Genomic DNA, 22,546 nt, shown 5'->3' with positions numbered 1-22,546 from the left:
GATCCTCCCTAGGTAATATCCTTAAAGGTCAAAAGCATTAAGCCTGCTCCAACACAGATGCAAATGTCTGCCACATTGAATGCTGGCCAGTGGTAGTTTTTATAGTAAAAATCGAGAAAGTCTATAACCGCACCGATTCTAATACGGTCGATAAGGTTGCCCACAGCCCCGCCGAGAATAAACCCGAGAGCGGTAAAAAGAATTTTGTTGGGCTTTGCTGAACGCGCCATGAGGTGGACAGCAATACAGGCAGCAATTGCCGCACCACTAAAGAGCCATATTTGCCAACTGGTTTCTGTGTTGTTCAAAAATCCGAATGCCGCACCGCGGTTGAGTACGTGCACGAGGTTAAAGAAATCAGGAATAACAGGGAAGCCACTCCAGAGAGGAATGTGTTGAACAGTAAGCCATTTGGTGAACTGGTCTGCAATAATGGAAATAAGACCAATTCCGTAGACGATGAGATATCGAGTGCGCATGGAACCTCCAGGTACGGAAGCATATATAAAAAGAGCCTGCCGACGCAAGTCCGGCAGGCTCTTAAATTTATGACAAAATCAGTTGCCTCCGGTAATTGAGGGAAACTTAATAACTATTCTTGCTCATAACTCTTGTAAATAGAGAAAGAGGAAGGTTGTTGCAGTAAGTTTTCCCCAGACTTTTTCCAACATTTTTTACTTTGTAGAGCAAGAGATGTGTGGAAAATAGTCATCGTAATAACTGCATGCGAGAAATAAATTCTCGCGAGGGCTAAGGCAAAGCCTCAGCCCTCGGAGGCAAATGTATTTGATTACTCAGTTGTCTGAAGTACGTTAGTACAACGTGGACAAATAGTAGGGTGTTCGCTGTTGCTGCCAAGCTCATTGCTGTAGATCCAGCAACGTTCGCATTTTTCGCCTTCTGCTTTTGCAACTGTAATCTTAAGACCTTCAACGACATCAGATACAAAAGCATCTGCCGGAGCGTCTTCAAGAGCAGCTGTAGAAAGCTGAGAAACGATAAAGTTAGAACGCAAGTCAGTTTTCAGCGCTTCAAGTTTTTCAGCAATAGGTGCTGCCATGTACAAAGTAATGTGCGTATCCAGTGGATGGCCGACAATACCTTCTTTACGTACAGGCTCAATTGCTTTGGTCATTTCAGAGCGAACCTGAAGCATGGTTTCCCAGTTTGCACGTTCTTCATCACTGATGGAGAACAGCAGCAGATCTTTGGAAGAAAGAGCAAATACTGTTTCCACTTCCGGCTTGAGACCTTCAGGGATGTATTTGAATACTTCCTCAGCGGTGAAGCTGAGAACTGGAGCCATGTTGCGAACAAGCAAAGTAACAATGTGCAGCATTGCAGTCTGTGCAGAGCGACGCTCTTTGCTGTTTTCAGCAGAAGAGTAAAGGCGATCTTTCAGGATATCTAAGTAGAAAGAAGAAAGATCGGTTGTGCACAGGTTATGCAAGGTATGGTACACCTTGTGGAATTCGTATTCGGTGTATGCTGCCTGAATTCTTTCATGTGCGCGGCATACAAGGTCAACCGCGTAGCGATCGAGTGGTTCCATTTCTTCAAACGGAACAAGCGCATCAGCAGTAAGGTCGCTGATGTTGCCAAGCAGGTAACGGCTTGTGTTACGAATGCGACGGTATGCGTCAACAAGGCGGCTCAGAATTTCTTCTGAGATACGGATGTCTTCGCGATATTCAACAGAAGAAGCCCACATACGGAGAATTTCTGCACCGTATTTTTTGATAACTTCTTCCGGTTCAATACCGTTGCCCACAGATTTGGACATTTTCTTACCGTTACCGTCTACAACATAGCCGTGAGTAAGAACTTCTTTGTACGGAGGACATCCGCGTGTACCCATGGAAGCCAGCAAGGAGCTGTGGAACCAACCACGGTGCTGGTCAGAGCCTTCAAGGTACATATCAGCAGGGAAGCTGAGTTCTGGACGCTGTTCTACAACTGCGGCAAAACTTGTGCCGGAGTCGAACCATACGTCGAGAATGTCTTTGCTGCGTTTCCAATGATGTCCGCCACACTTAGGACAAGCAAGACCTTCTGGTACGAGATCAGCAATATCTGTCTCAAACCAGTAGTCACAACCTGTTTTATGTGCTGCAAATTTCTCTACGATGCTTTTTACCCAGTCGGTATCGTACCATGCTTCGTCACAGCTTTTACAAAGCAGTGCGATGATAGGTACGCCCCACATACGCTGACGGGAGATACACCAGTCAGGGCGGTTTTCAACCATATTGTAGATACGTTCTTCACCCCATGTCGGAATCCATTTCACATCGTTACGGATTGCTTCAAGGGAGCGTTTGCGAAGATCGTTAGCTTCCATAGTGATGAACCACTGAGTGGTAGCACGGAAGATAACTGGTTTTTTACATCTCCAGCAGTGTGGGTAAGAGTGTTTTACCTTGGACTGCTGAAGAAGGTTGCCAACTTCTTCAAGTTTCTCAATTACCTTAGGGTTAGCTTCGGTAATAGTGAGACCTGCGAAGAACTCAACGGAGTCGAGGAAGCGAGCTTCGTCGTCCATTGGGGAGTAAATTTCAAGACCGTACTTCTGACCAACTTCAAAGTCTTCGCGACCATGACCCGGAGCTGTGTGAACACAACCGGTACCGGATTCGGTAGTAACATGATCACCAAGGCAGATTGGAGCTTCGCGGTCATAAATAGGGTGCTTAGCAATAATGCCTTCGAGCTGGTCACCAGTGGTGGTGCCAACTACAGAGTAGCCTTCCCATCCAAAGGTTTTAGCATTTTCTTCAACCAGTGCAGAAGCAAGCAGGTAGAAGTCACCATTTACATCAACAAGGCTGTATTCAAGCTCTGGGTGAAGAGCAATTGCCATGTTGTCCGGAATTGTCCACGGAGTGGTTGTCCAGATGATTGCAAATGTTTTTGCTGGATCAGCTTTAGGGAATACTTCCTTCACTCGTGCGTCGTTCATAGGGAAACGTACGTAGATGGAAGGAGATACGTGATCGTCGTATTCCACTTCTGCTTCTGCAAGAGCAGTTTTACAGGAAGCACACCAGTAAATAGGCTTTTTGCTACGAGCAACAGAACCTTTTTCCATAAAACGACCAAGCTCACGAGCAGTAGCTGCTTCGTAAGATGGGTGCATGGTGAGGTAAGGTTTTTCCCACTCACCGAGTACGCCAAGCCGCTTGAATTCTTTACGCTGGATACCAACGAATTTTTCTGCGTATTCGCGACAAATTTTACGGAAAACATGCTCAGGGATAGTTTTTTTCTTATCGCCGAGCTGCTGTTCTACTTTAAGTTCAATTGGGAGACCATGACAGTCCCAACCCGGAATATACGGGGCTCTTTTGCCCTGCATGTTCTGAGATTTAATAATAATATCTTTAAGAACCTTGTTCAGTGCGTGACCAAGGTGGAGGTGACCGTTAGCATATGGAGGGCCGTCGTGCAGGACGTACTCACCATTCTCGCCGCTTGCGGCGAGCATTGCATCATAGGCTTTTTTGCTTTCCCATTCTTTGAGCATTTCTGGCTCTTTCTGGGAGAGGTTAGCCTTCATTGGAAATTTTGTTTTTGGGAGATGCAGCGTCTTTTTGTAGTCGCTCATGGGAATCTCTTCCTCCGGAAGTAACATTGCTGAAATAAGTCAGCTAGATTGATTTAAATGCCTGCTAAAGTCAAGAACACAGCTGTGATGAAGAAAAATAACTTATTTGTCAAAAGAAAAAAGTCCCCTGCAGTTATTCTGCAGGAGACCTTAGATCGCTATGTATTGATAAACTAAAAAGCGCCAGGTGTGTTTTCATTAATTCCTGCCATTTGTCTGAGCAAACGCAATGTCTCCTGAGCTTCATCAAAGTCCAGCTTTCGAAGAGCGAATCCTGCGTGAACAATCACGAAGTCGCCTATTTCTGCGGGGCTTTCTAAAAGCATGGTAGAGGTCTCAATGTACGTTTCACTTTGACCTACACGACACTTTGCCATGGTATCAGACTGAATTTCTACAACTTCAGCAGGAATTGCAAGACACATAAGCACTCCTAGGAACAGCATAATGCTGATAATTCATCAAAATATACTTTGAATAGATTCCGACTGGCTACTTTACGAAAAACTTGCCGCCGGATTCGGTAATTTCCTGAAGCACAATGTCACACATTGAATCGAGTTTGCAAGCTACTTCTGATGAGAGATTTAGATTCATTGTTGCATAGTCACTAGGTTCCATCCCGATTACAACAGTATCAGGACGATTTCCTATTAATTCACAAAAAATGAGTGTGTCCACTAAGTCAGTTTGATGCATTGAGTTATTAAACCCAAGGCTCTTGCGCAGGTCTTCACCTACAAGACGATATATCGAACCGGCCTCATCTCCACACAATACCGCATCAACAACAATAAGTTTGTCGTACTTAACAATGTGATCCATTAGCTTCATGCCAAGGGTGCCACCATCAAATACAGCAACGTTTTCTGAAAAATTATAGGAAGAAGACAACTGTTCTACAGCGCGAACTCCAAGACCTTCATCAGTATACAGAGTGTTTCCTACGCCTAGAACTAGAATTTCAGGAGGATTATTCATGGGTATTTTCCTTGGCCGTCGGCGACTCTCCGAGGGGCAAGGGCTCTGCCCTGCACCCGCAAGGGGGACGCCCCCTTGACCGCGATTAGGGGTAATTTATTGTAACGGGAGTACTAAGTCTGTTGGACCTATAATTTTCCGTTATCTTTATTAACCTAATAAAAGTTTTAGAAAGGCCTTTGACCGTTAACGAGTCATCGAATTTTACGGACGAAGAGAGTGTAACGGACCTGAGGGAAACCCTTAATCAAAGGGTTTCCCTCAACCGTCGAAGGCAATAGTCTTACTTATCTGATCTTGAACTTATGAACTTGGTTTGTATCGCCGTCGATAACGTGCACGCCACAGGCGATACATGGATCGAAGGAGTGTACAGTTCTGAGTATTTCAACAGGCCGTGAAGCATCTGCCACAGGAGTGCCAACGAGTGCTTCTTCTACTGGTGACAGCAGATCGTTTGCACAGCGAGGACCGAGGTTCCATGTGGAAGGTACAACAAGCTGGAAGTTGTCGATTTTTTTGTCGCCAACTTTGAGCCAGTGTGAAAGGCCGCCACGAGGAGCGTTAACAAAACCAACGCCTTCAGCTTTATCCACCATCTCGATATCTTCGATGATCTGGTTTTTGCCTGCTGCGAGGTTACCTTCAAGCTGATCCAGCATATCTACACAATGCTCGGCAACAACTGCTGTTTCAATACCGCGAGCTGCGATACGGCCGAGTGTTGAGTAGAGGTTCTCAACTTTAATACCAAGTGTATTAATCACGTGGTCAACAAGAGGCTTAACTTTTGGATGACCTTTAGCGTAGGCAACGAGTACCTGTGCGAGAGGGCCTGTTTCCATTGCTTTATCTTCGTAGCGAGGGGCTTTCATCCAGGAGTATCGATCTTCACCGAACATATCGGTGTATTTAGGATCGGTTTCACCTTGATAAGGATGTAATGCTTTATCGCCTTTGTACCAACTGTAGCGTACGTGCTCAGCAATTTTACCCGGGTCGAAGTCTTTAACGTCACTGAACTTACGACCCATAACAATGCCGGCTGGGAAGTAGCGTGTATCCAGCTCCTGACCTTTTGTCGGGAATTCGCCGAAGGTGAGGAAGTTTTGGCAACCGCCGTATTGTGTCCAGTCTTTATACTGTCCTGCAATAGCGATGAGGTCTGGGATGTAGACTTGATCAATGAAGTTCTTTGTCTGCATGAGCAGGTCGCGGAACTGTTTGATTTTTTCTTTTTCCAAAGATTTGTAACAAGTAACGCCGCCAACCTGCATGAACTGTGGATGCGGGTTCTTACCACCGAAGATAGCCATAGCACGGGCAGGAAGGAGCTGCATTTTCAGCGCTTCCAAGTAGTGTGCTGTGCCGATAAGGTTGAGCTCTGGGCTCAGGTAGTACCCTTCGTGACCATTTAAGAAGTAAGCGTTTGTGAATGGGCCAAGCTGACCGCTATCTACAAACTTCTTAAGTGTGGCTTGAACAGCCTTGAGGTCTTCAGCTTTAGTTTTGCGTGGTGAGATTGAGTTGGCGATGGCAGCAGCTTTTTTAGGGTCTGCTTTAAGTGCACCGGCTACGTCGATCCAATCCAATCCGCAGAGATGATAGAAATGCACAAGATGATCGTGCATGTACTGGCAACCCATAACAAGGTTACGAATAAGGGTAGCGTTTTCCGGAATAGTTACTTTGCAGGCATCTTCAGCTGCGCGGGTAGATGCAAGGCCATGTACGTATGTACATACGCCGCATGAGCGCTGGGTAAAGTGCTGTGCATCTTCCGGTTTACGACCTTTAAGGATTATTTCAAGCCCACGGAATAGAGTAGAAGAACTCCATGCGTTGGCAATTTTACCATCTTTTAGTTCTACCTCGATACGAAGATGACCTTCGATACGCGAGACAGGGTCAACAACAACTCTGCCGCTCTTGTTGCCCTGTGGGGTAATAGGGAATCCAGAGGAATTGCTTTTCATGTATCTTGCTCCTTGGGAAGACTATCGGTTCAAGCTGCTAGTTTTCATAGAACGGGGTCATTTCGTCCCAGAAGTCAGGTTCAGAGCAGCCAATGCAAGGATGTCCAGCCTCAACTGGCCAGTTGACCTGATTGAATTTGATAGTAGGACAGTTGTTATAGGTATCTGGTCCCTTACATCCTAATTCGTACAGGCACCAACCCTTGCGAGCTTCCTCGGAATTGAAGGAAGGAGCAAATTCACCGGCATCAAAATGCGGCAAACGTGGGCACTGATCGTGAACGGTTGCCCCGAAGAACGGGACAGGTCTTTGCAGATCATCAAGTTCTGGTGCTTTGTGTTCTGTGAGATAGTATAAAATGGTGTGTACAAAGTTGTACGGGTTAGGAGGACAACCCGGAACATTGATGCCCACGATCTTTTGATCTTTAAGAACTTCGTTAACGCCTTTTGCGCCTGTTGGGTTAGGAGCAGCAGCCTGAATACCACCGTAGCAAGCACATGTGCCGTGGTTGATAAGAGCTTTAGCTTTAGGAGCAATTTTCGTTACAATGTCCAGCATGGTGTGTCCGGCTACTTTGCCGTACACGCCGCCGTCTTTAGTTGGGATACCGCCTTCAACGGCGAGGATGAATCCATTAGGGTTGGCTACAGCCTGGTCGAGTGCTTTTTCGGCAGCTTCGCCCGCAGCGGCCATAATAGTTTCATCATAATCTAGTGAAATTGTGTCAAAGAGAATTTCTTGAATGTACGGTTCATGCGCACGAAGCAGGGCTTCGGTACAGCCTGTGCATTCTGCGCAATGCAAATACACAACGGAAGGACGGAGTTTAGAGGTGAGAGCTTCGGCAATTTGGACACCGAACGCTGGAGCCATTCCAAGGGATACCGCAGCAGCAGTACAGTACTTGATGAACTGACGGCGGGAGACCCCTTTTTTTTCTAGTCGTTCGACGACATCTTCTTTGCCGAGACCTACAGAAATTTTCATACAACCTCCTTATAGGAAGGAAACGGTTTGCACCGTGGTGCTACACCAGACGTATAAACAGTGTTGGCTTCGTCCGTAACATATCAAAAAAATAAAGAAGCCAACTGATATAATAAGCATCACCATAGCATAATTGATTTTTTTTTCATAATAGAAAAAAAGAATATCATTAGGTGATTAGTATAAGATTTTTCGAAAGGTGCAGAAAATTGCGTAGGGTACAAAAAAAGCCCCTGTTCAGGGGCTTTTTCTTACTGGCAGTAAAATTAGATGCTAGTTCATTTCAGCAATAATCTCGTTAATGCGTTTTCGTGCATGAGCTACGAAGTTATCAAATTTAGGCTTGCAAGCATCGGAGAGACCAATGTTCCAAGTTGTGATGTCGTAGGGCTGCATGCCGATAATTTCCATTTTAGGGCGAGAGCCGCAGCGCATTTCGCACATGCGTAATGAATCAAGCATATCAATATCGTGGATTGAAACACGTTGTTTTTCGTTAGAACGAATATCGTCTTCAGTTAGTTCATAAATGGTACCGGGTTCATGTTCTGCATGGATAACATCAAGAACAAGCAGTCGGTCGTAGCCTTCAAAAAAAGCATAAATATCTTGAGTAAAGGTTCCCGCTTCCATAACAGTAACGTTTTCCGGCCATTCTTCTTTCCAAAGAATTTCAGCAGCATGAACGCCAACGCCGTCGTCTGTTAAAAGTGTGTTGCCAATACCTAAAACTAAAAGTTTTTTCATGATCAGTCCTTTAAGCAGCAATGTGAAACTGTAAAAATGAATTACTCTATCAATAAAATAAACAGTGATACATGAGCAAGGCTTTTGTCTTAGCTGTCCGCTGGCTGAGACAACAAAGGGGGAGAAAAAAAGAGGAACCAGAAGGTTCCTCTTTTATTAGGCAATTTCAGGAGCGAGTCTTATTCGAACTCAACTACGGAAACTTTACCGGTCTCTGCGTTCATCACGTGAACGGCACAGCCCAGTCATGGATCAAAGGCACGAATGAGACGCGCCACGTTTACTGGATTGTCAATGTCCGGCACAGGAATGCCGATGAGAGCTTCTTCAACAGGGCCACGTACACCCTTGTCATCGCGAGGGTTACAGTTCCAGAGAGTTGCAGAAACAATCTGGTAGTTGTCGATTTTGCTGTCTTTAACATTGAGGTAATGGAGCAGAGCGCCGCGAGGTGCTTCTGTAAAGCCAGTACCTTCTCCAGTTTCAGGGATTTCGAAGGCTGTGAAGGTTTCTTCGTCAGGTTTAACTTCTTTGAGCCAAGAGTCAATGAAGTCAAGCATGTACCAAGTTTCTTCAGCACGCGCTACGTGACGACCCATAAGGGAGAATGCTGCATCTTCACCGAGGTCACGGAAGCGTTTTGCGTCCATGCCGAATTTTTCTTTCAGCATTTTCTGACCAACAGGTGAAAGTGGAGGGTTCTCAACCCACATACGTGCGAGAGGACCAACTTCACAAGCAACACCGTCGTAACGAGGAGCTTTAATAAAACTGTATGCGCCATCTTTATGAGGAGCAGGAACAGTTTCGCCTTCAGAGTAGTGCAGACCAGTAGTGGAGTCTTCAAACCATGAGTATTTTACATCTTCATGAATTTTGGAAGCATCAAACTTATGATCTTTACCATCATAGTATACGCCGGATTTCATCATGAACTTGGAGTAAGCATTATCAAGCGGGAATACACCGTATGCGATACATGCTTTATGTCCCTGTCCAACTTTGAACATATCAGGGTATACAGAACCAACAGTGTAAACAGTTGGAAGGTATTTGTTGTTAACAAAGTCACGAACTTTCTTGAAACGTACAGCGTATTCAAGAATGCGATCTTTGGTAGGCATTTCAGTTGCGCCACCAGCTACGAGACCTTGAACGTGAGGCATTTTACCGCCCCAGATAGCAACCATTTCGTGACAGACTGCACGTACGTCGAGTGCTTCGATGTACTGATCAACAGCAGCTGCGTTAACAGCTTTGAGATCTTTGTTGCGGTCTTCGAGCAGGTCGGATTTCTGGTAACGAGGTACAAACGGTGCGCTATCAGGACCTTGAACAAAGTCCTGTGCTGCTAAGTGGTAGAAATGCAGAATATGAGACTGCAGATAGTTAGCACCGAGTACGAGGTTACGGGTAACGCGAGCATTGTTTGTGACTTTTACGCCAAATGCTGCGTCCTGAGCCATAATAGAAGCAGTTGCGTGTGCTGTAGGACATACACCACAGATACGCTGAACGATCTGAGAAGAATCGCGAGGGTCGCGACCACGAAGGATCTGTTCAAATCCGCGGTACATACCGCCGGAAAGCTTTGCGTCCACAACTTTGCCGTTTTCAACGGTAACGTCAGCTTTCAAATGGCCTTCGATTCGGGTTACCGGATCGATTGCGATGTGAGCTGTTTTACCGCTGGCTGCTGCTCCATTTCTTTTGCAACCAGACATGTTAATTCCTCCTTAGGAATGTATAAGGGCGCACAAGCCGTTAAGCAGGCTCGTAGAACGGTGACTTTCCGTCAGGGAAGTCTGGTTCAACGCAACCGATACATACAGCGTTCTGTACACACCAGTTGATACCGTTGTTCCACTTACGTTTGTAACAGTCAGAGTTGGTATCTGGACCTTTACAGCCGAGTTCCATGCGACAACCTTTTACGTCAGTAAACTTAGTTGCCATAATGTCTTCATCAAAATCATCAAGGTATGGACAGTTATCGTGAATGTTTTCACCGAAGAATGGAACTGGACGTCCGTCATCATCGAGGATTTTAACTACTTCACCAAGACCATCAGCGAGACCATGCTTTTTGATAGCGTCAAGAGCAACTGTTACTGTTCCAACGATCCAGTCAGGATGCGGAGGACAACCAGGAATGTTCACAACAGGAGTTGCGATTTCTTCAGTTTCGAAGAATTCGCGCACGCCTTTAGCACCGGTCTGGCTACCCGCTGCTGCTGGAATGCCGCCGTATGCAGAACAAGTACCTACTGCAAGCACTGCTGCTGCCTTAGGACCAAGTTCTTTCATTGCATCGACCATGGTAATTTCTCTGTGATCAGCTTCGCCGATAACACAGTACTTACCATCTGCTTCTGTGGGAATGCTTCCTTCGACAACAAGGAAGAATTTACCGTCATACTTGTCTGCAATTTTGTACATGTGTTCCATTGCAGGCTCGCCTTCCCATGCCATCACTGTCGGATGGTATTCGAGGCTGATAACTTTGAGCAGTACATCTTTAATGTGTGGGTTAACAGAGTTCAGCAGAGATACGGAACAGCCCGTACAACCTGCGCCCTGTAACCATAAAACTGGAGGGCGTTCGCCGTTTAGTGAACCGGAAATCGCTTCACATACAGCTGGGTTGAACATCTGGGAAACCCCGAGTCCAGCCACAGTCCCTGTGCACAGTTTAACAAAATCACGCCTATTGAGACTCATCCCTGCCTCCTTGCATTTGGGCGTTTGTAAACCATAAGTATCAAACGAATCTATAACGTTGAAGAACAACAAAAGTCGTACATCCTGCTTGCAAAATGTGTCAATAAAATGCCGATAATTTATCCTATAATTCATAGAAAAAGTTGATAGTACGCAGTATGTGTAATGACTGTTTGTTCAATCGCGATTGTTCGTGTTATAAAATATAAATAGGTGGCACGACTGGTTGAGTAACTAGTTTGGTGGGTAGCAAGATTTAAAAATGGGTATAGAAAAAGCTGCTGCTAAGTATTGAAAAAACGGATGGGTTTTTGGGCAAAAATGAGATTGGATGTAAAAGAGATTGGATATAAAAAAAGCACCAAGACGGATGTCTTGGTGCTTCATATTTGAGTTACGTTGAAAATTGATTAGTTTCCTAATTCAGATGCTGGCGAATTTCTTTGCTTCTCTTCGCCGGTAAGAGGCATGGTGGAGCTTCCAGGTGGACACCTCCCTAAAACTTCGAATTCTATCAGTTAGGTTTCAAGGTGAACTAATAAACTTCAGCTTTAATGCTTATCTTGAGTTAACTATACCCCGAACTAATTTCTAGAGCAACAGTTTTTAATTTTAAATTAAAAACTTTATTTTCAGGGTAGTAATGACGTGTTTTAGGGAGTGGGTTGTTGTTATTTTTTTGAACCGGTGCCGCAAAGTAAAATTTCAAATTGCTTTAGTTCTGCCGGGGTGATTTCTCTGTTTTCCATGACAAAGTAATCAGACTGTGTTGCACCTGAAGAGATGCGATCTGACTCAGGGGTAGTTGTCGTGTTTTTTTGTCTACGATGTTTTTCTGGCATAGCTACTCCTTTTTTGTGGTGACTATACCATAGCTTTCATCTCGGAAGAACATTTTGGAAGGGATGTATACGTTGTATATTGCCATAAATGTTTAATTATCAATAAAAACAAGCAGGTAGGAATGTGCACTTCCTAAAGAAATCATGCACGCCCGGGGTGCCTCTAACCCCTAGGAAGGATTAAAAATGTCTACTTCAGAAGTCTTGTATTTCAATTAAAAAGCAATGATGAAGAAATTTACGCAGGCAATGGTGGTTGACTTATCATGCACAGCATGATTTCAACTGTGCATGAGTTCTACAAGTAACCTTGCGAAAATCGCTGAAGAAATATGCCCAACTGGCTTGGCGGCGCACAGTACTGTTAAGGGGCGCTTTGCTCCATCACCAACAGGATACATGCATCTTGGCAATGCTTGGTCTTTTCTTGTGTGCTGGCTTGCTGCCCGAAAAGAGAACGGCAAGCTTATTCTTCGTATAGAAGATATTGATCCAGATCGATCAAAGCCTGAATTCGTGAATGGCTTAATTGAGGATCTGCATTGGCTAGGCTTGGATTGGGATGAAGGGGCAGATATTGGTGGAGAAAACGCACCATATACACAAAGTGAATCGACGTCATTATATGAGCGCGTTATTGATGCCCTTCAGAAGGACGGGCTTGTCTATCCATGTTTCTGCACACGCAAAGAATTGCGGTCACTAGCGTCTGCACCACATAAGGGTGACTATGGGAGTGCCTATCCCGAGCTTTGCCTGCATCTTTCTGATGATGATCGAAGGGAGCGAGAGGCTACAGGTCGTAAAAGCTCCATGCGCTTGCATTGCGGAAAAGATGAGATACATTTCACAGATGTTTTGCATGGCAATTGCTGTATGAGCTGGTGTGAATGTGGCGGAGACTTTCCACTTAGGCGATCCGACGGTGTTTTTGCTTACCAGCTTGCTGTTGTCGTTGATGACGTCAGGCAGGGCGTTACGCAGGTGGTGCGTGGGGAAGATATTTTACACTGCACACCGCGTCAGGTTTACCTGTATGAACTATTCGGGTGTACGCCTCCAGAGTATATTCATTTGCCACTTGTGGTAGATCATAACGGGGAGCGGTTAGCCAAACGCCACGGACATTTTGAATTACGAAAAATGCGAGAGGTTGGAATTTCTGCAGAAGCAGTGATTGGTTATATCGCGTACCTTGGTGGAATTATTCCGACATGTAGATGCATTTCAGCTCGTGAGCTACTGCAAAGCTTTTCTATAGATATGATTAATAGCAAAGAGCTGAAGCTTGGAGAAGAAGTAATAGCGCGGCTTAAAGAGCTTTCTGATGCTTGCTGAGTTGGTCTAAAATCTATACGGTGCGTATACGAGCAATTTTGAGCATTGTTATGCAATAAATTTGCTGTTGAAAACCAAGTTGGCACAATTCACAGAAAAGGTTGGGAGTTAGTTATGCAGTTGGATACCGTATTTTCTAAAGAAAAGCTGGAAGAATTGTTTCCGGCATCTAAAACTGATGAATTCTTCGATGCGTTATACGGAGAAGCAGAAAGTGGTGCTTACGATATTGAGCTTGCCTTTGTGAAAGCAACAGACTCAATGCTTGAATTCGCTTTTAATTTAAATCAGCGCAATGGTGCGTGTCTTGCCTGTAATTTGACCTATGGTCTTCCTCAGGTATTTATGCGCCACCCTATTATTAATGTTAAGGGGCTAGTGGACAAGATAGCATCTATTGCTGGAAAAAATGAAGTGACTTTTGAGATTGGCAGAACTCAAGAAGAATCTAACGCGCGTCACATTATTCCGTTAGTGATAACCGCTGCATAGTAGATGTAGAAAAAATTTTCTTAGATACAACATAGCACAACGTTGGATCTAAGCTAAAGCGCATAAAAAAAGGAAGAGAAAAATCTCTTCCTTTTTTTTATGGATTAGCAAAAATTGCTAGTCGCCCTGAATACTGCGTGAAATAAATTTGAGAACTTCATCGTAAAGGTTGGCTGGCGCATATGGTGTCAAAAGTCTAGTTCGAATTGCACCAACCAAGTTACAGGTGAGGACTGAAGTGGTTTCGTGAGCAGGTAAGTCTCTGATGGAGCCATCCTCAATGCCTCTTCGTACATGATACTCCAGTTCGCGTGGTACTTGATTAAATTTCTCGTACATAATGTCGCGATCTGTCTGAGTTTTCATGTCTGAGTATGGAGAGCAGCGTACGAGAACAAGGAAGTGCGATTCCGGCATTACAGAGTAATCGAGATAGGTACGACAAAAATTCATAACAGAATCGTAACCGGTATCACCTTGCGCGCATGCTTCTCTCAGCTTGATAATGAAGTCATCCAGAACATCCAGTCCAGCTGCAAGAAACAATTTTTCTTTGTTTCCATAGTGGTGTGTAAGTAGTCCAAGAGCCACTCCGGCACGTTCAGAAATCTTTTTAAACGTAGTCTCGGCGTAACCATACTCACCAAAGAGCTCTTTTGCAGCCAGTAGCAGAGCCTCTTTTTTTGTCATTGTCATAGCTTGACCCAGTAGTTTTAGGGTTAATCCAGTAGGGGGTCGCGGCAACTCGAAACCCTACCTTATAAACTGTTTGAGCACGCAATAACGCTTATCGTACAATTTTTTTTGCGTCAATGCATGAGAAAAAAATTCTGTATTACCATACAAAAATATACGCGTCAGTTGGTTATTAATAAAATGTAAAAAATGTAATATTCTTCGCTAGTTCCCAGAAACATAAGAGTCTTTATCTATTTGGGAAAAGTGAATTGCGGTTATTCGAAAAAATAATGCCTGCTCCAAGTGCATATAAAAAAAGTATACGTAGCTGGAGCAGGCTTTAATTTTCATTTTTAGAAAATCAGGAAAATTGTTTTAGCACTCAATGTCTTATTTCTTCCATTTTTCCAAAGAACTTTCGATAAAGTTACAAACGGATGCGTGTGCTTCTTTGCCATTGCCTTCAGCCATAAGTGGCTTGCCGAATGCAAAGTGAACTTTTTTTGAAATATCAATTGGCCCAAATTCCTTACCTAGCTTGCTGTGCCCCCAGCTATCAGTCTTCAGCGCTAATGGTACAATTGGTACTCCAGCTTTTTTAGCGAGTTTTACACCAATTGAATTGAATTTAGCGTGGTCGAACTCTGTGCTTCGCGTGGACTGAGGAAAGACGATAACCGATTTTCCTTGTGCAAGCTTCTCACACCCTTCGGTAAGCACTTTTTTTAAGTCTTCACGAGGATTCGTCCTATCAACCGCAATAGGGTTTCTAGAAGCCATAAGATCTCCGAAGAACGGGTATTTCAGGAGCGAACTTTTTACAACAAAAGTTACAGGCTTATGCGGTTGAATAATCGCCGGAAGTGCGAACGTTTCGAGTGTGCTCATGTGGTTGCCAATGAAGACACAAGGAGTGTTAAGTTCAGTAAATGCTGAGAGGTTCTCAAAAGAAAGAGATACTCCGACTTTTTCTAGTGCTTTGATAATATATAGACTGGCTTTAACCCATGCCTGATCGGACGATTTCCCTAATTTTGCTTCTCTATTGGCGCAGAACGCTATTTTGGCCATGGAAGGGTAAAAGAAAAGAGAAGGCAGGCGGCTGGAAAGAAAGCCTTTTGTATCGCTCGGGGTAGTGTATGTGTTGCTGTACATTACAGGGTAGTTTTTCATGTAGTCTCCGGACAGTGGAAATATATTGGTCAATTCGTGTTCTAGTTAGCATAGAACCAATTAGTATTACAATGTGTTAGATTGTGTATAAAAACTAATTCTTGGTAGGCTAAAGGAAGTTACGTCATTGGAAAGATGTGATTTCCTTTTCTGGACAATTCGCTGCAAATGCGCAAGAAGAGAAAAAAATATGTATCCATATTATATGAGTCTTGTTCTGTTTACTTCAGAACAGGGACACAAAATGGGGCATAATGGCAATGAAAACGAGTAGCAAACCTACAGTTTACTAATAGATTCAAGGTGGTAATATGAGTCAGAACGAGCCGGATAAGATTATTTATTCAATGGTTCGCGTGACAAAGCGTCACGGCCAGAAAGAGGTTCTTAAGAACATTTCTCTTTCATATTTTTATGGTGCTAAAATTGGTGTGCTGGGTCTTAACGGCTCCGGTAAATCTTCTCTTCTTAAAGTTCTTGCTGGTGTAGATACTACATTTGAAGGTGAAACTCACGTTTCTCCTGGTTATACTGTAGGCTACCTTGAGCAGGAACCTCTTGTAGACGAAACACGTACTGTACGTGAAGTAGTAGAAGAGGGTGTTGGCGACGTTATGACTATTATTAACGAGTTCAACGACATCAACGCTAAGTTTGCAGAACCGATGGAACCTGACGAAATGGACGCTCTCATTGAGAGACAGGCTCAGGTTCAGGAGCAGATGGACGCAAAAGGCGCTTGGGATATCGATTCCCGTTTGCAGATGGCAATGGACGCTTTGCGTTGTCCACCTGCTGATACTCCAGTGAATGTAATCTCCGGTGGTGAAAAACGTCGTGTAGCATTGTGTCGTCTGTTGTTACAGAGCCCTGACATTTTGCTTCTTGACGAACCGACTAACCACCTTGATGCAGAATCTGTTGCATGGCTTGAACGTTTCCTGCAGAACTTCCCTGGCACTGTTATCGCGGTAACGCATGACCGTTACTTCCTCGATAATGTTGCAGGTTGGATTCTTGAACTTGATCGTGGTCGCGGTATCCCTTGGAAGGGTAACTACTCAAGCTGGCTTGACCAGAAGCAGAACCGCCTCGGTCAGGAAGAGAAGAAAGAATCTGAACGCCGTAAAACTCTGCAGCGAGAACTTGAATGGATTCGCATGTCTCCAAAGGGTCGTCATTCCAAATCAAAAGCTCGTATCAGTGCTTATGAATCTCTTGTTTCTCATGAGTCTGAAGCTCATGGTAAAGATCTTGAGATATACATTCCACCGGGACCACGTCTTGGCAAACAGGTTATCGAGATGAAAGACGTTACTAAGTCTCTCGGTGACAAGTTGCTTGTAGATGGAATGAATTGCATTATTCCAGCTGGTGCTATTGTTGGTATTATCGGCCCTAACGGTGCTGGTAAATCAACCACCTTCAAAATGCTTCTTGGTGAAGAAAAACCAGATGCAGGTGAAGTTGTAATCGGTGAAACTGTTCAGTTTGCTCATGTAGATCAGGGTCGTGACTCTCTTGAAGCTGGTAAAACAGTGTATGAAGTCATTTCTGGTGGCTACGAGACTGTAAAGCTTGGGACACAGGATGTTAACGCGAGAGCATACTGCTCTCGTTTTGGCATTACCGGTTCTGATCAGCAGAAGAATGTTGATGTTCTTTCTGGTGGTGAACGAAACCGTGTACACCTTGCACAGATTCTTAAATCTGGTGCAAACGTAATCCTGCTTGATGAACCTACTAACGATCTTGACGTAAACACCATGCGTGCGCTTGAAGAAGCTCTTGAGAACTTCGCTGGCTCCGTATTGGTTATCTCGCACGATCGTTGGTTCCTTGATCGTCTTGCAACTCATATCCTTGCTTTTGAAGGTGACTCTCAGGTTGTCTTCTTTGACGGTAACTACTCTGAATACGAAGCTGACCGTAAGAAACGTCTCGGCAAAGAGGCTGATCAGCCTCATCGTATTAAGTACCGTAAGCTTACTCGATAGTATTAAACGATCTTGTACATGGCGTACAAATAGTTGATTAGAAAAAATGAAGCGGACTCGTAAGAGTCCGCTTTTTTTTATGCTGTTGTTATACAACGACTTGTTTATTTTTGAGTATATCTATATAGCTTTTTCTTTACCACAGAGGTTTTACTGTACTATCTTTTTTTAAAATCGCATAAAACCATTGAAATACGAGTATGTAATGAAAACGTTAAATAAATATTCTGTCGAGGATTGTACAAAGCTTGTTGAGGCTGATCTTTTTCGTATTGAATCTGCAATAGATGATCTGTCTAATGCAGTACTGGTTAACCTTGCACGCAGTGGTGAAAGCGTAACGTCACTGAAGCGATCTTTGCAAGAAGGTGACAACGTTTTATTGAGTGATTTTCCAGAGATTCCTTTTGTAGTAAAAAAAGGCGAGGTGTTGACCCGTAATCCGCAAGCTACATCAGGGAGTGCAGATGGTATTTGGAATAACCTTACATTACGTTTTCCTTGTTTGACTAAAGAAGTCTCTAGAACTGGTAGTACAAATGTTTCAGAGTCAGATACGGAAGAGATTGTTTCTCCCCCTCATAAGCCAGAGCCACCAAAGAAAGACCCAAAGAACGTAAGGCGAAAGATAACTCTCGAAGATGCTCGAAGTAGCTATTTGAAAAATTATTTCAACGTCTACAATAAATTTCCCATGAGTGTAACTTCACCTGATGGAAAAATAAACGATGAATATAAAATTTCATGTCGTAGCTCTACGATACGGGATCTTTGCGAAGATTTTGAATTGTTATGCCACATAAATCCTGATGAGAGAGAAAACTCAGAGATCTCACACCAGCCGTTTGGTACGGAGAATAGCGTTATTTGGCAGGCTTCCAAGGTAAAACTTGATTCAAGTAATACTAAAGCTAGTCCTGACGATAGTTGTGTCTTGGAAATTAGGCTTGCGAAGGAGCATTTTGCAGGCGCAATAATTATTCCCTCATTAACGTGTCCTGTATTGGTGAAGCAGGCTCAAGAAGCTCCCATACGCTTGCTGTTAGCGTTGCCCGAAGACTTTAAGAAGGTACTAGACGTTGACCCTGCTAAAACAGAGGAAGATGGGGTAATTCTTGGAGGGAAGCATACTACAGCAGCTATTCTTCAACATTTGGCAGTGTTCGATATGGTCGAACAAGCCACACCTAATGATACCAAACCATTGTTTGCTTCCTACGTTGACGGATTTGAATATATACAGGTTCGGTTGTTAGCTGAGTTGTCTGGTGATTCGTGGTTTAGCGATCGTCAGTTGGTATATAATGGTGATGGTGAGCCCTGGTGCGTGATTCGGGATTCAAGCTCTAAAGTCTTACAAGAGGCAAAGCTAATTTATCTAGTAGAGGTTTCCATTTCAGCAAAGGGCTTGTCGAAGTCTAATCTTCCTAAGAAGGGGTTATATGATATTGCGTGGCAGAGCCTCACCAAAGAAGGGGAAGATCACTATAAGGATCATGACATTAAGACTCGGAACGTCAGCACACTAGATGTTGACCCGTTTTTTAATGAGCCGCAGGATGCACTTCAGAAGGTTTGGCTTGATGCGATTAAGAACGGGAAAAAAGGGCGATACCAGCTTGATGATATAAAGAATCTTTCCCGCGAGCGTCTTCGTTATCCCGACAAGGAAGGAGCTGGTTTTGCCAGTACGAATGAAAATCCAATAATCCAACGTCATCCCATCTATATTAACTCAAAGAAATACCTTAATCCTGGGCAAGTTTCAGATGTTCATGTGTCTTCGCGTCAGAATGTTTTTTTACGAAGTAAGGCGCAGGTTATTCCGGGCGCAAGTCTAGAGGACTCACCTTACATCGGTGATATGGTGAATAATAACTTTTTGGCATTAAAAGATCTTATGGATCAGATGGGGCGGAATTCTAAGATTGATTTGGTGGTGATTACCGGAGATTTGATTGATCACTGCGTTAACCTCGATCCGGAAAAGTCAAAAGCAAAAAACACTGGTGGTATTTGGAAGGACATTCATTCGGATAATTTTAAAAACCCTGAATTGTATCCCAAATATATTGATGACACTGCTGTTTACGGCTTATTTGAATATTTTATGATTGAGTACAAGAAACCGATCATACTTGTATCCGGTAATCATGAGGCTTACGGGGTGCCATATGGCATTTCTCCAAGAAAACCAGTCATTGGAAAGGTTAATGCTGGCATTCCCGCAGACCATAATCTTACTATTTATGAGGCGTGCCTCATGTATGGTGAAGATTATGGCGTTGTGGTGAAAAATTTTAATTTTGATGATGATAATTTTTCATGGTTTTATCAGGTCTTTTCTCCTGTAAGCGACATGCTCATTCCGTATGATAAACAACAATTTTTGGGACTGGAATGGGGCGACGCTGAGGCATTTGTTGAACCCACGCTTAATGATGGAGGCTCTCTTCCTCGCTCTACAGAGTCATGTAATGACGAACAGTTAAAGTTAATTCGTCAGGGTGCAGAAAATAAAGACGGAATTAATATTTTACTTAGTCATTTTACCTTTGTGAACTACGCAACTGATGTCCCTGTGAAAAAACCAATGGTTCTGGATATTGATGATGTGAGACGTAACGACCCTATTCCAATTGGTGGCGATGAAAGGGAAGCTCTCAAAAGAAAAAAACAAAGAGAGCGACCAGATCAAAATCATTCTGATGAAGGCTCCTTCTATAGAAATCGTCAAGAAGTGTATTCCAAGCATATTTTAACTGGTGATTATAAATATTGCTTGGCAGGACACTCACATAGAGCTGGGTTCTATTACATTAAAAACGCCAGCAAGAGAGATAAATGGGATGTTGTTGGCGTAGTGCCGGGCGATGTGCAACCACAGAAACTTGCACAACAGGATTCAGGGTTTGATCCAAACGGGGCACGTCTTGTTGTGTCAGGCAGTAGTGGCCCTGTCTCTAAACAAAACTTTGATGGCGAATTGGCAGGACAAGGCATGTCTCCACCACAAGGTATTTGGGTCGATGTTGTTAATGATAAAATCCATCTCGTTAAATGCTCGTTAAAAGAAAGCAAGCCACGACTAGCAGTGGCTGCGGAATATATGAAGCGTATAAAAAAGAAAGAAATTTTTAGAAATTTTTTTGTTGTAAAGGGAAATCCTCCAACGAACATTATACGTGAAGGTGCTGAAATTGTTGTGCTGCATAAGAAATCGTCTGTTGTCTTTGGAAAGGAATTCCCTAAGGAAGCCGTAAAAGAGATAAAGCTGCATAAAGTGCACAAGAAGACGTTAAAATATCTTGGAAGTTGTTCAGTCAAGATAGCGGATGGGGCTGTAGCGTCTAGTGATTCAGCAGGTAAGTTTTTAGCTAAAGCAAAGCGTGAAATTTATAAGGAAGAAATAATATTTTATGCGTCATTGCACTTTACTGATAATGCCTTGGATAATAAAATATATAATGATTATGCTTTTAATGTTCCATTGTGCCTTCCTATAAAAATGGTACAACGTCTATTAAAGGGGTATGCAATGTGGGAATTTACTATTGGGGATGAGAATCCCGATAGTAAAAAGTTTCGTGAGTATAAAAAAGGTTGTCCAAATGAATATATTGACTAAATATTTGATAAGGATGGTTCTTATTGTGACGTTGCTGTGTAGTTTACAGGGTTGTATGAGTGAAGAGTTAAAGACAGCTTTGAGTAATGAAGATGCACAAGTGGTATCACAATTAGTACAGATGAATCCTAACGATCTTTCTGGTGCTTCATTAAAAGACTATAAGTTGCATGGATTAAAATTGCATGATCTCACGATAAAAAATGTGAATATGTATAATCTCGATTTACAAAGTGCAAAGTTGTCTAATGTTATATTTGAAGATTGTACATTGACTGGAGTTGATTTTAGTAACAGTGAGTTTCACAATGTCCGGTTTATGGATACTACGCTCCAACCAATTGGCACCACTCCTTATGATGAAAAGGTAACAACTTTTAAATCGGCTCTGTTCGATAAAGTTGGCTTTGGTGAAGGAAGTAAACTACTTGATGTTGAAATGCACTCATTGAAAAAAGGGTCCAGTATCGCAATTGTCGATTGCACTATAGATGATGTGGTTAAGGGAAACTCCTTCGTTTTTGATGAATCTAATCTAGAGAATTTACTTATAGATAGAACACATGTTGGGGAAGGCGTGACATTGTCTTTTGCAATATTTGGCGGAGAGAATGTCGTTATCAAGAATAGTTCATTAACAAACGTCGATTTCTATGGGGTTGAAGCTAAAAATTTACTTATCAAGAACAATCAAGATACTCTTTTGCGTGTTGGTGGTGAGTTCGAAAATGTGAAAGTCGTTGGAAATAGCGATTCATTGATAGTGGTTGATGGTGCAATAACAACAGCATATGCAAGTGATAATGGAGGAAAAAATAGTGATGTGTCTTTTGGGGGGGATATTAGCGAAGTGTTAGTGAAAGATGGTGATGGGCTTAGCGTATGCCTTTCTCAAGGCAAGATTAAATCAGCAGTGGTGTCTAACTGTAATAATATGATTTACTTAGAATTGAAGTCTGTGGTTATTGATGAATTGAAGTTGATCTCACTTGATGCAGAAGAAATAAATTCCACTGAAACATTAATAAAAAAATTATCTATAGAAAATGTTGTACTGAAAGAGCGAAGCTGGGTGGAAGATACTACAATTGAAGATTTGTCCGTCAAGAACTTATCTATTTCTCCAGCTGTGCGTTATGATGAATTGTTTGAAGAAACAGAAGGCTTTTGGAATGACTTAATTTCAAAGCAGTAACTTTTTCTGTTTTCGTATGCCCGTGCTAATTTTCCAATATTTTTTGGTTGAATTTTATAGGCTGTATAAGGAGATAGAAATAAAAAAGGCAAACTCAGTTGAGTCTGCCTTTTTTATTATTGAACCTGAATATACGTAGTGATCGATCAAACGTTAGGAACTGCGCTCGCGTGTTGCATATTT

General features: G+C 43.1%; 17 protein-coding genes. 5 read left to right on the top strand and 12 right to left on the bottom strand.

Annotated features, from left to right (window positions below; all coding sequences use genetic code 11):
• Window positions 1-8 precede the first annotated feature (8 nt).
• From lspA to ACZ5V1_RS07285, 10 genes are all read right to left on the bottom strand, one after another.
• The gene (gene lspA / locus ACZ5V1_RS07330; RefSeq protein ID WP_464391302.1) at window positions 9-479 is read right to left on the bottom strand and encodes a signal peptidase II; all 471 of its coding nucleotides are present in this window, start codon (window positions 477-479) and stop codon (window positions 9-11) included.
• A gap of 311 nt (window positions 480-790) precedes the next feature.
• Window positions 791-3,604, bottom strand: coding sequence for an isoleucine--tRNA ligase (ileS, locus tag ACZ5V1_RS07325; RefSeq protein ID WP_464391301.1), 2,814 nt, complete (start codon window positions 3,602-3,604; stop codon window positions 791-793).
• 173 nt (window positions 3,605-3,777) lie between these two features.
• Window positions 3,778-4,029 (bottom strand): HypC/HybG/HupF family hydrogenase formation chaperone, encoded by a 252-nt coding sequence (locus tag ACZ5V1_RS07320; RefSeq protein ID WP_160711223.1) that lies wholly within the window; start codon window positions 4,027-4,029, stop codon window positions 3,778-3,780.
• 67 nt (window positions 4,030-4,096) lie between these two features.
• Complete coding sequence (locus tag ACZ5V1_RS07315; RefSeq protein ID WP_464391300.1) at window positions 4,097-4,585, bottom strand: HyaD/HybD family hydrogenase maturation endopeptidase; 489 nt, start codon at window positions 4,583-4,585, stop codon at window positions 4,097-4,099.
• A gap of 287 nt (window positions 4,586-4,872) precedes the next feature.
• A complete protein-coding gene (locus ACZ5V1_RS07310; RefSeq protein ID WP_464391299.1) occupies window positions 4,873-6,561 on the bottom strand; it encodes a nickel-dependent hydrogenase large subunit in 1,689 nt (562 codons plus the stop codon).
• A gap of 37 nt (window positions 6,562-6,598) precedes the next feature.
• Window positions 6,599-7,552 carry a hydrogenase small subunit gene (locus ACZ5V1_RS07305; protein ID WP_160711229.1) on the bottom strand — a complete coding sequence of 318 codons (954 nt, stop codon included), beginning with the start codon at window positions 7,550-7,552 and terminating at the stop codon, window positions 6,599-6,601.
• Between the two features lie 273 nt (window positions 7,553-7,825).
• A complete protein-coding gene (gene hysD, locus ACZ5V1_RS07300) occupies window positions 7,826-8,299 on the bottom strand; it encodes a NiFeSe hydrogenase maturation protease (protein WP_464391298.1) in 474 nt (157 codons plus the stop codon).
• 245 nt (window positions 8,300-8,544) lie between these two features.
• The gene (gene hysA, locus ACZ5V1_RS07295) at window positions 8,545-10,023 is read right to left on the bottom strand and encodes a NiFeSe hydrogenase large subunit HysA (protein ID WP_162859816.1); all 1,479 of its coding nucleotides are present in this window, start codon (window positions 10,021-10,023) and stop codon (window positions 8,545-8,547) included.
• 40 nt (window positions 10,024-10,063) lie between these two features.
• Window positions 10,064-11,020 (bottom strand): NiFeSe hydrogenase small subunit, encoded by a 957-nt coding sequence (hysB, locus tag ACZ5V1_RS07290; protein ID WP_464391297.1) that lies wholly within the window; start codon window positions 11,018-11,020, stop codon window positions 10,064-10,066.
• A gap of 671 nt (window positions 11,021-11,691) precedes the next feature.
• Window positions 11,692-11,862 carry a hypothetical protein gene (locus tag ACZ5V1_RS07285; protein ID WP_464391296.1) on the bottom strand — a complete coding sequence of 57 codons (171 nt, stop codon included), beginning with the start codon at window positions 11,860-11,862 and terminating at the stop codon, window positions 11,692-11,694.
• 291 nt (window positions 11,863-12,153) lie between these two features.
• On the opposite strand from ACZ5V1_RS07285, the gene gluQRS reads away from it, so the two are divergent.
• A complete protein-coding gene (gene gluQRS / locus ACZ5V1_RS07280) occupies window positions 12,154-13,200 on the top strand; it encodes a tRNA glutamyl-Q(34) synthetase GluQRS (RefSeq protein WP_464391295.1) in 1,047 nt (348 codons plus the stop codon).
• A 114-nt stretch (window positions 13,201-13,314) separates the two neighbouring features.
• Complete coding sequence (locus ACZ5V1_RS07275) at window positions 13,315-13,692, top strand: pancreas/duodenum homeobox protein 1 (RefSeq protein ID WP_464391294.1); 378 nt, start codon at window positions 13,315-13,317, stop codon at window positions 13,690-13,692.
• A gap of 117 nt (window positions 13,693-13,809) precedes the next feature.
• Here ACZ5V1_RS07275 and ACZ5V1_RS07270 read toward each other — a convergent pair whose 3' ends face one another.
• Window positions 13,810-14,388 (bottom strand): TetR/AcrR family transcriptional regulator, encoded by a 579-nt coding sequence (locus tag ACZ5V1_RS07270; RefSeq protein ID WP_160711243.1) that lies wholly within the window; start codon window positions 14,386-14,388, stop codon window positions 13,810-13,812.
• A 372-nt stretch (window positions 14,389-14,760) separates the two neighbouring features.
• Window positions 14,761-15,543 (bottom strand): lysophospholipid acyltransferase family protein, encoded by a 783-nt coding sequence (locus ACZ5V1_RS07265; RefSeq protein WP_464391293.1) that lies wholly within the window; start codon window positions 15,541-15,543, stop codon window positions 14,761-14,763.
• Window positions 15,544-15,854: 311 nt separating this feature from the next.
• Between ACZ5V1_RS07265 and ettA the strand changes: the two genes are divergently transcribed.
• The 3 genes from ettA (at window position 15,855) to ACZ5V1_RS07250 (ending at window position 22,363) form a co-directional block, all read left to right on the top strand.
• Complete coding sequence (gene ettA, locus ACZ5V1_RS07260) at window positions 15,855-17,540, top strand: energy-dependent translational throttle protein EttA (RefSeq protein WP_464391292.1); 1,686 nt, start codon at window positions 15,855-15,857, stop codon at window positions 17,538-17,540.
• A gap of 205 nt (window positions 17,541-17,745) precedes the next feature.
• Complete coding sequence (locus ACZ5V1_RS07255; protein WP_464391291.1) at window positions 17,746-21,168, top strand: metallophosphoesterase; 3,423 nt, start codon at window positions 17,746-17,748, stop codon at window positions 21,166-21,168.
• Window positions 21,169-21,223: 55 nt separating this feature from the next.
• Window positions 21,224-22,363 (top strand): pentapeptide repeat-containing protein, encoded by a 1,140-nt coding sequence (locus ACZ5V1_RS07250; RefSeq protein WP_464391290.1) that lies wholly within the window; start codon window positions 21,224-21,226, stop codon window positions 22,361-22,363.
• Window positions 22,364-22,546: the final 183 nt, after the last annotated feature.

The sequence above is a fragment of the Halodesulfovibrio oceani subsp. galateae genome, assembly GCF_055397225.1.
This window is presented reverse-complemented; position numbering and strand designations above follow the sequence as displayed.

Bases quoted from the DNA above. Each gene is read 5' to 3' on its own strand.
- lspA (WP_464391302.1), bottom strand. From the start codon at position 479: ATGCGCACTCGATATCTCATCGTCTACGGAATTGGTCTTATTTCCATT.
- ileS (WP_464391301.1), bottom strand. From the start codon at position 3,604: ATGAGCGACTACAAAAAGACGCTGCATCTCCCAAAAACAAAATTTCCA.
- ACZ5V1_RS07320 (WP_160711223.1), bottom strand. From the start codon at position 4,029: ATGTGTCTTGCAATTCCTGCTGAAGTTGTAGAAATTCAGTCTGATACC.
- ACZ5V1_RS07315 (WP_464391300.1), bottom strand. From the start codon at position 4,585: ATGAATAATCCTCCTGAAATTCTAGTTCTAGGCGTAGGAAACACTCTG.
- ACZ5V1_RS07310 (WP_464391299.1), bottom strand. From the start codon at position 6,561: ATGAAAAGCAATTCCTCTGGATTCCCTATTACCCCACAGGGCAACAAG.
- ACZ5V1_RS07305 (WP_160711229.1), bottom strand. From the start codon at position 7,552: ATGAAAATTTCTGTAGGTCTCGGCAAAGAAGATGTCGTCGAACGACTA.
- hysD (WP_464391298.1), bottom strand. From the start codon at position 8,299: ATGAAAAAACTTTTAGTTTTAGGTATTGGCAACACACTTTTAACAGAC.
- hysA (WP_162859816.1), bottom strand. From the start codon at position 10,023: ATGTCTGGTTGCAAAAGAAATGGAGCAGCAGCCAGCGGTAAAACAGCT.
- hysB (WP_464391297.1), bottom strand. From the start codon at position 11,020: ATGAGTCTCAATAGGCGTGATTTTGTTAAACTGTGCACAGGGACTGTG.
- ACZ5V1_RS07285 (WP_464391296.1), bottom strand. From the start codon at position 11,862: ATGCCAGAAAAACATCGTAGACAAAAAAACACGACAACTACCCCTGAG.
- gluQRS (WP_464391295.1), top strand. From the start codon at position 12,154: ATGAGTTCTACAAGTAACCTTGCGAAAATCGCTGAAGAAATATGCCCA.
- ACZ5V1_RS07275 (WP_464391294.1), top strand. From the start codon at position 13,315: ATGCAGTTGGATACCGTATTTTCTAAAGAAAAGCTGGAAGAATTGTTT.
- ACZ5V1_RS07270 (WP_160711243.1), bottom strand. From the start codon at position 14,388: ATGACAATGACAAAAAAAGAGGCTCTGCTACTGGCTGCAAAAGAGCTC.
- ACZ5V1_RS07265 (WP_464391293.1), bottom strand. From the start codon at position 15,543: ATGAAAAACTACCCTGTAATGTACAGCAACACATACACTACCCCGAGC.
- ettA (WP_464391292.1), top strand. From the start codon at position 15,855: ATGAGTCAGAACGAGCCGGATAAGATTATTTATTCAATGGTTCGCGTG.
- ACZ5V1_RS07255 (WP_464391291.1), top strand. From the start codon at position 17,746: ATGAAAACGTTAAATAAATATTCTGTCGAGGATTGTACAAAGCTTGTT.
- ACZ5V1_RS07250 (WP_464391290.1), top strand. From the start codon at position 21,224: ATGAGTGAAGAGTTAAAGACAGCTTTGAGTAATGAAGATGCACAAGTG.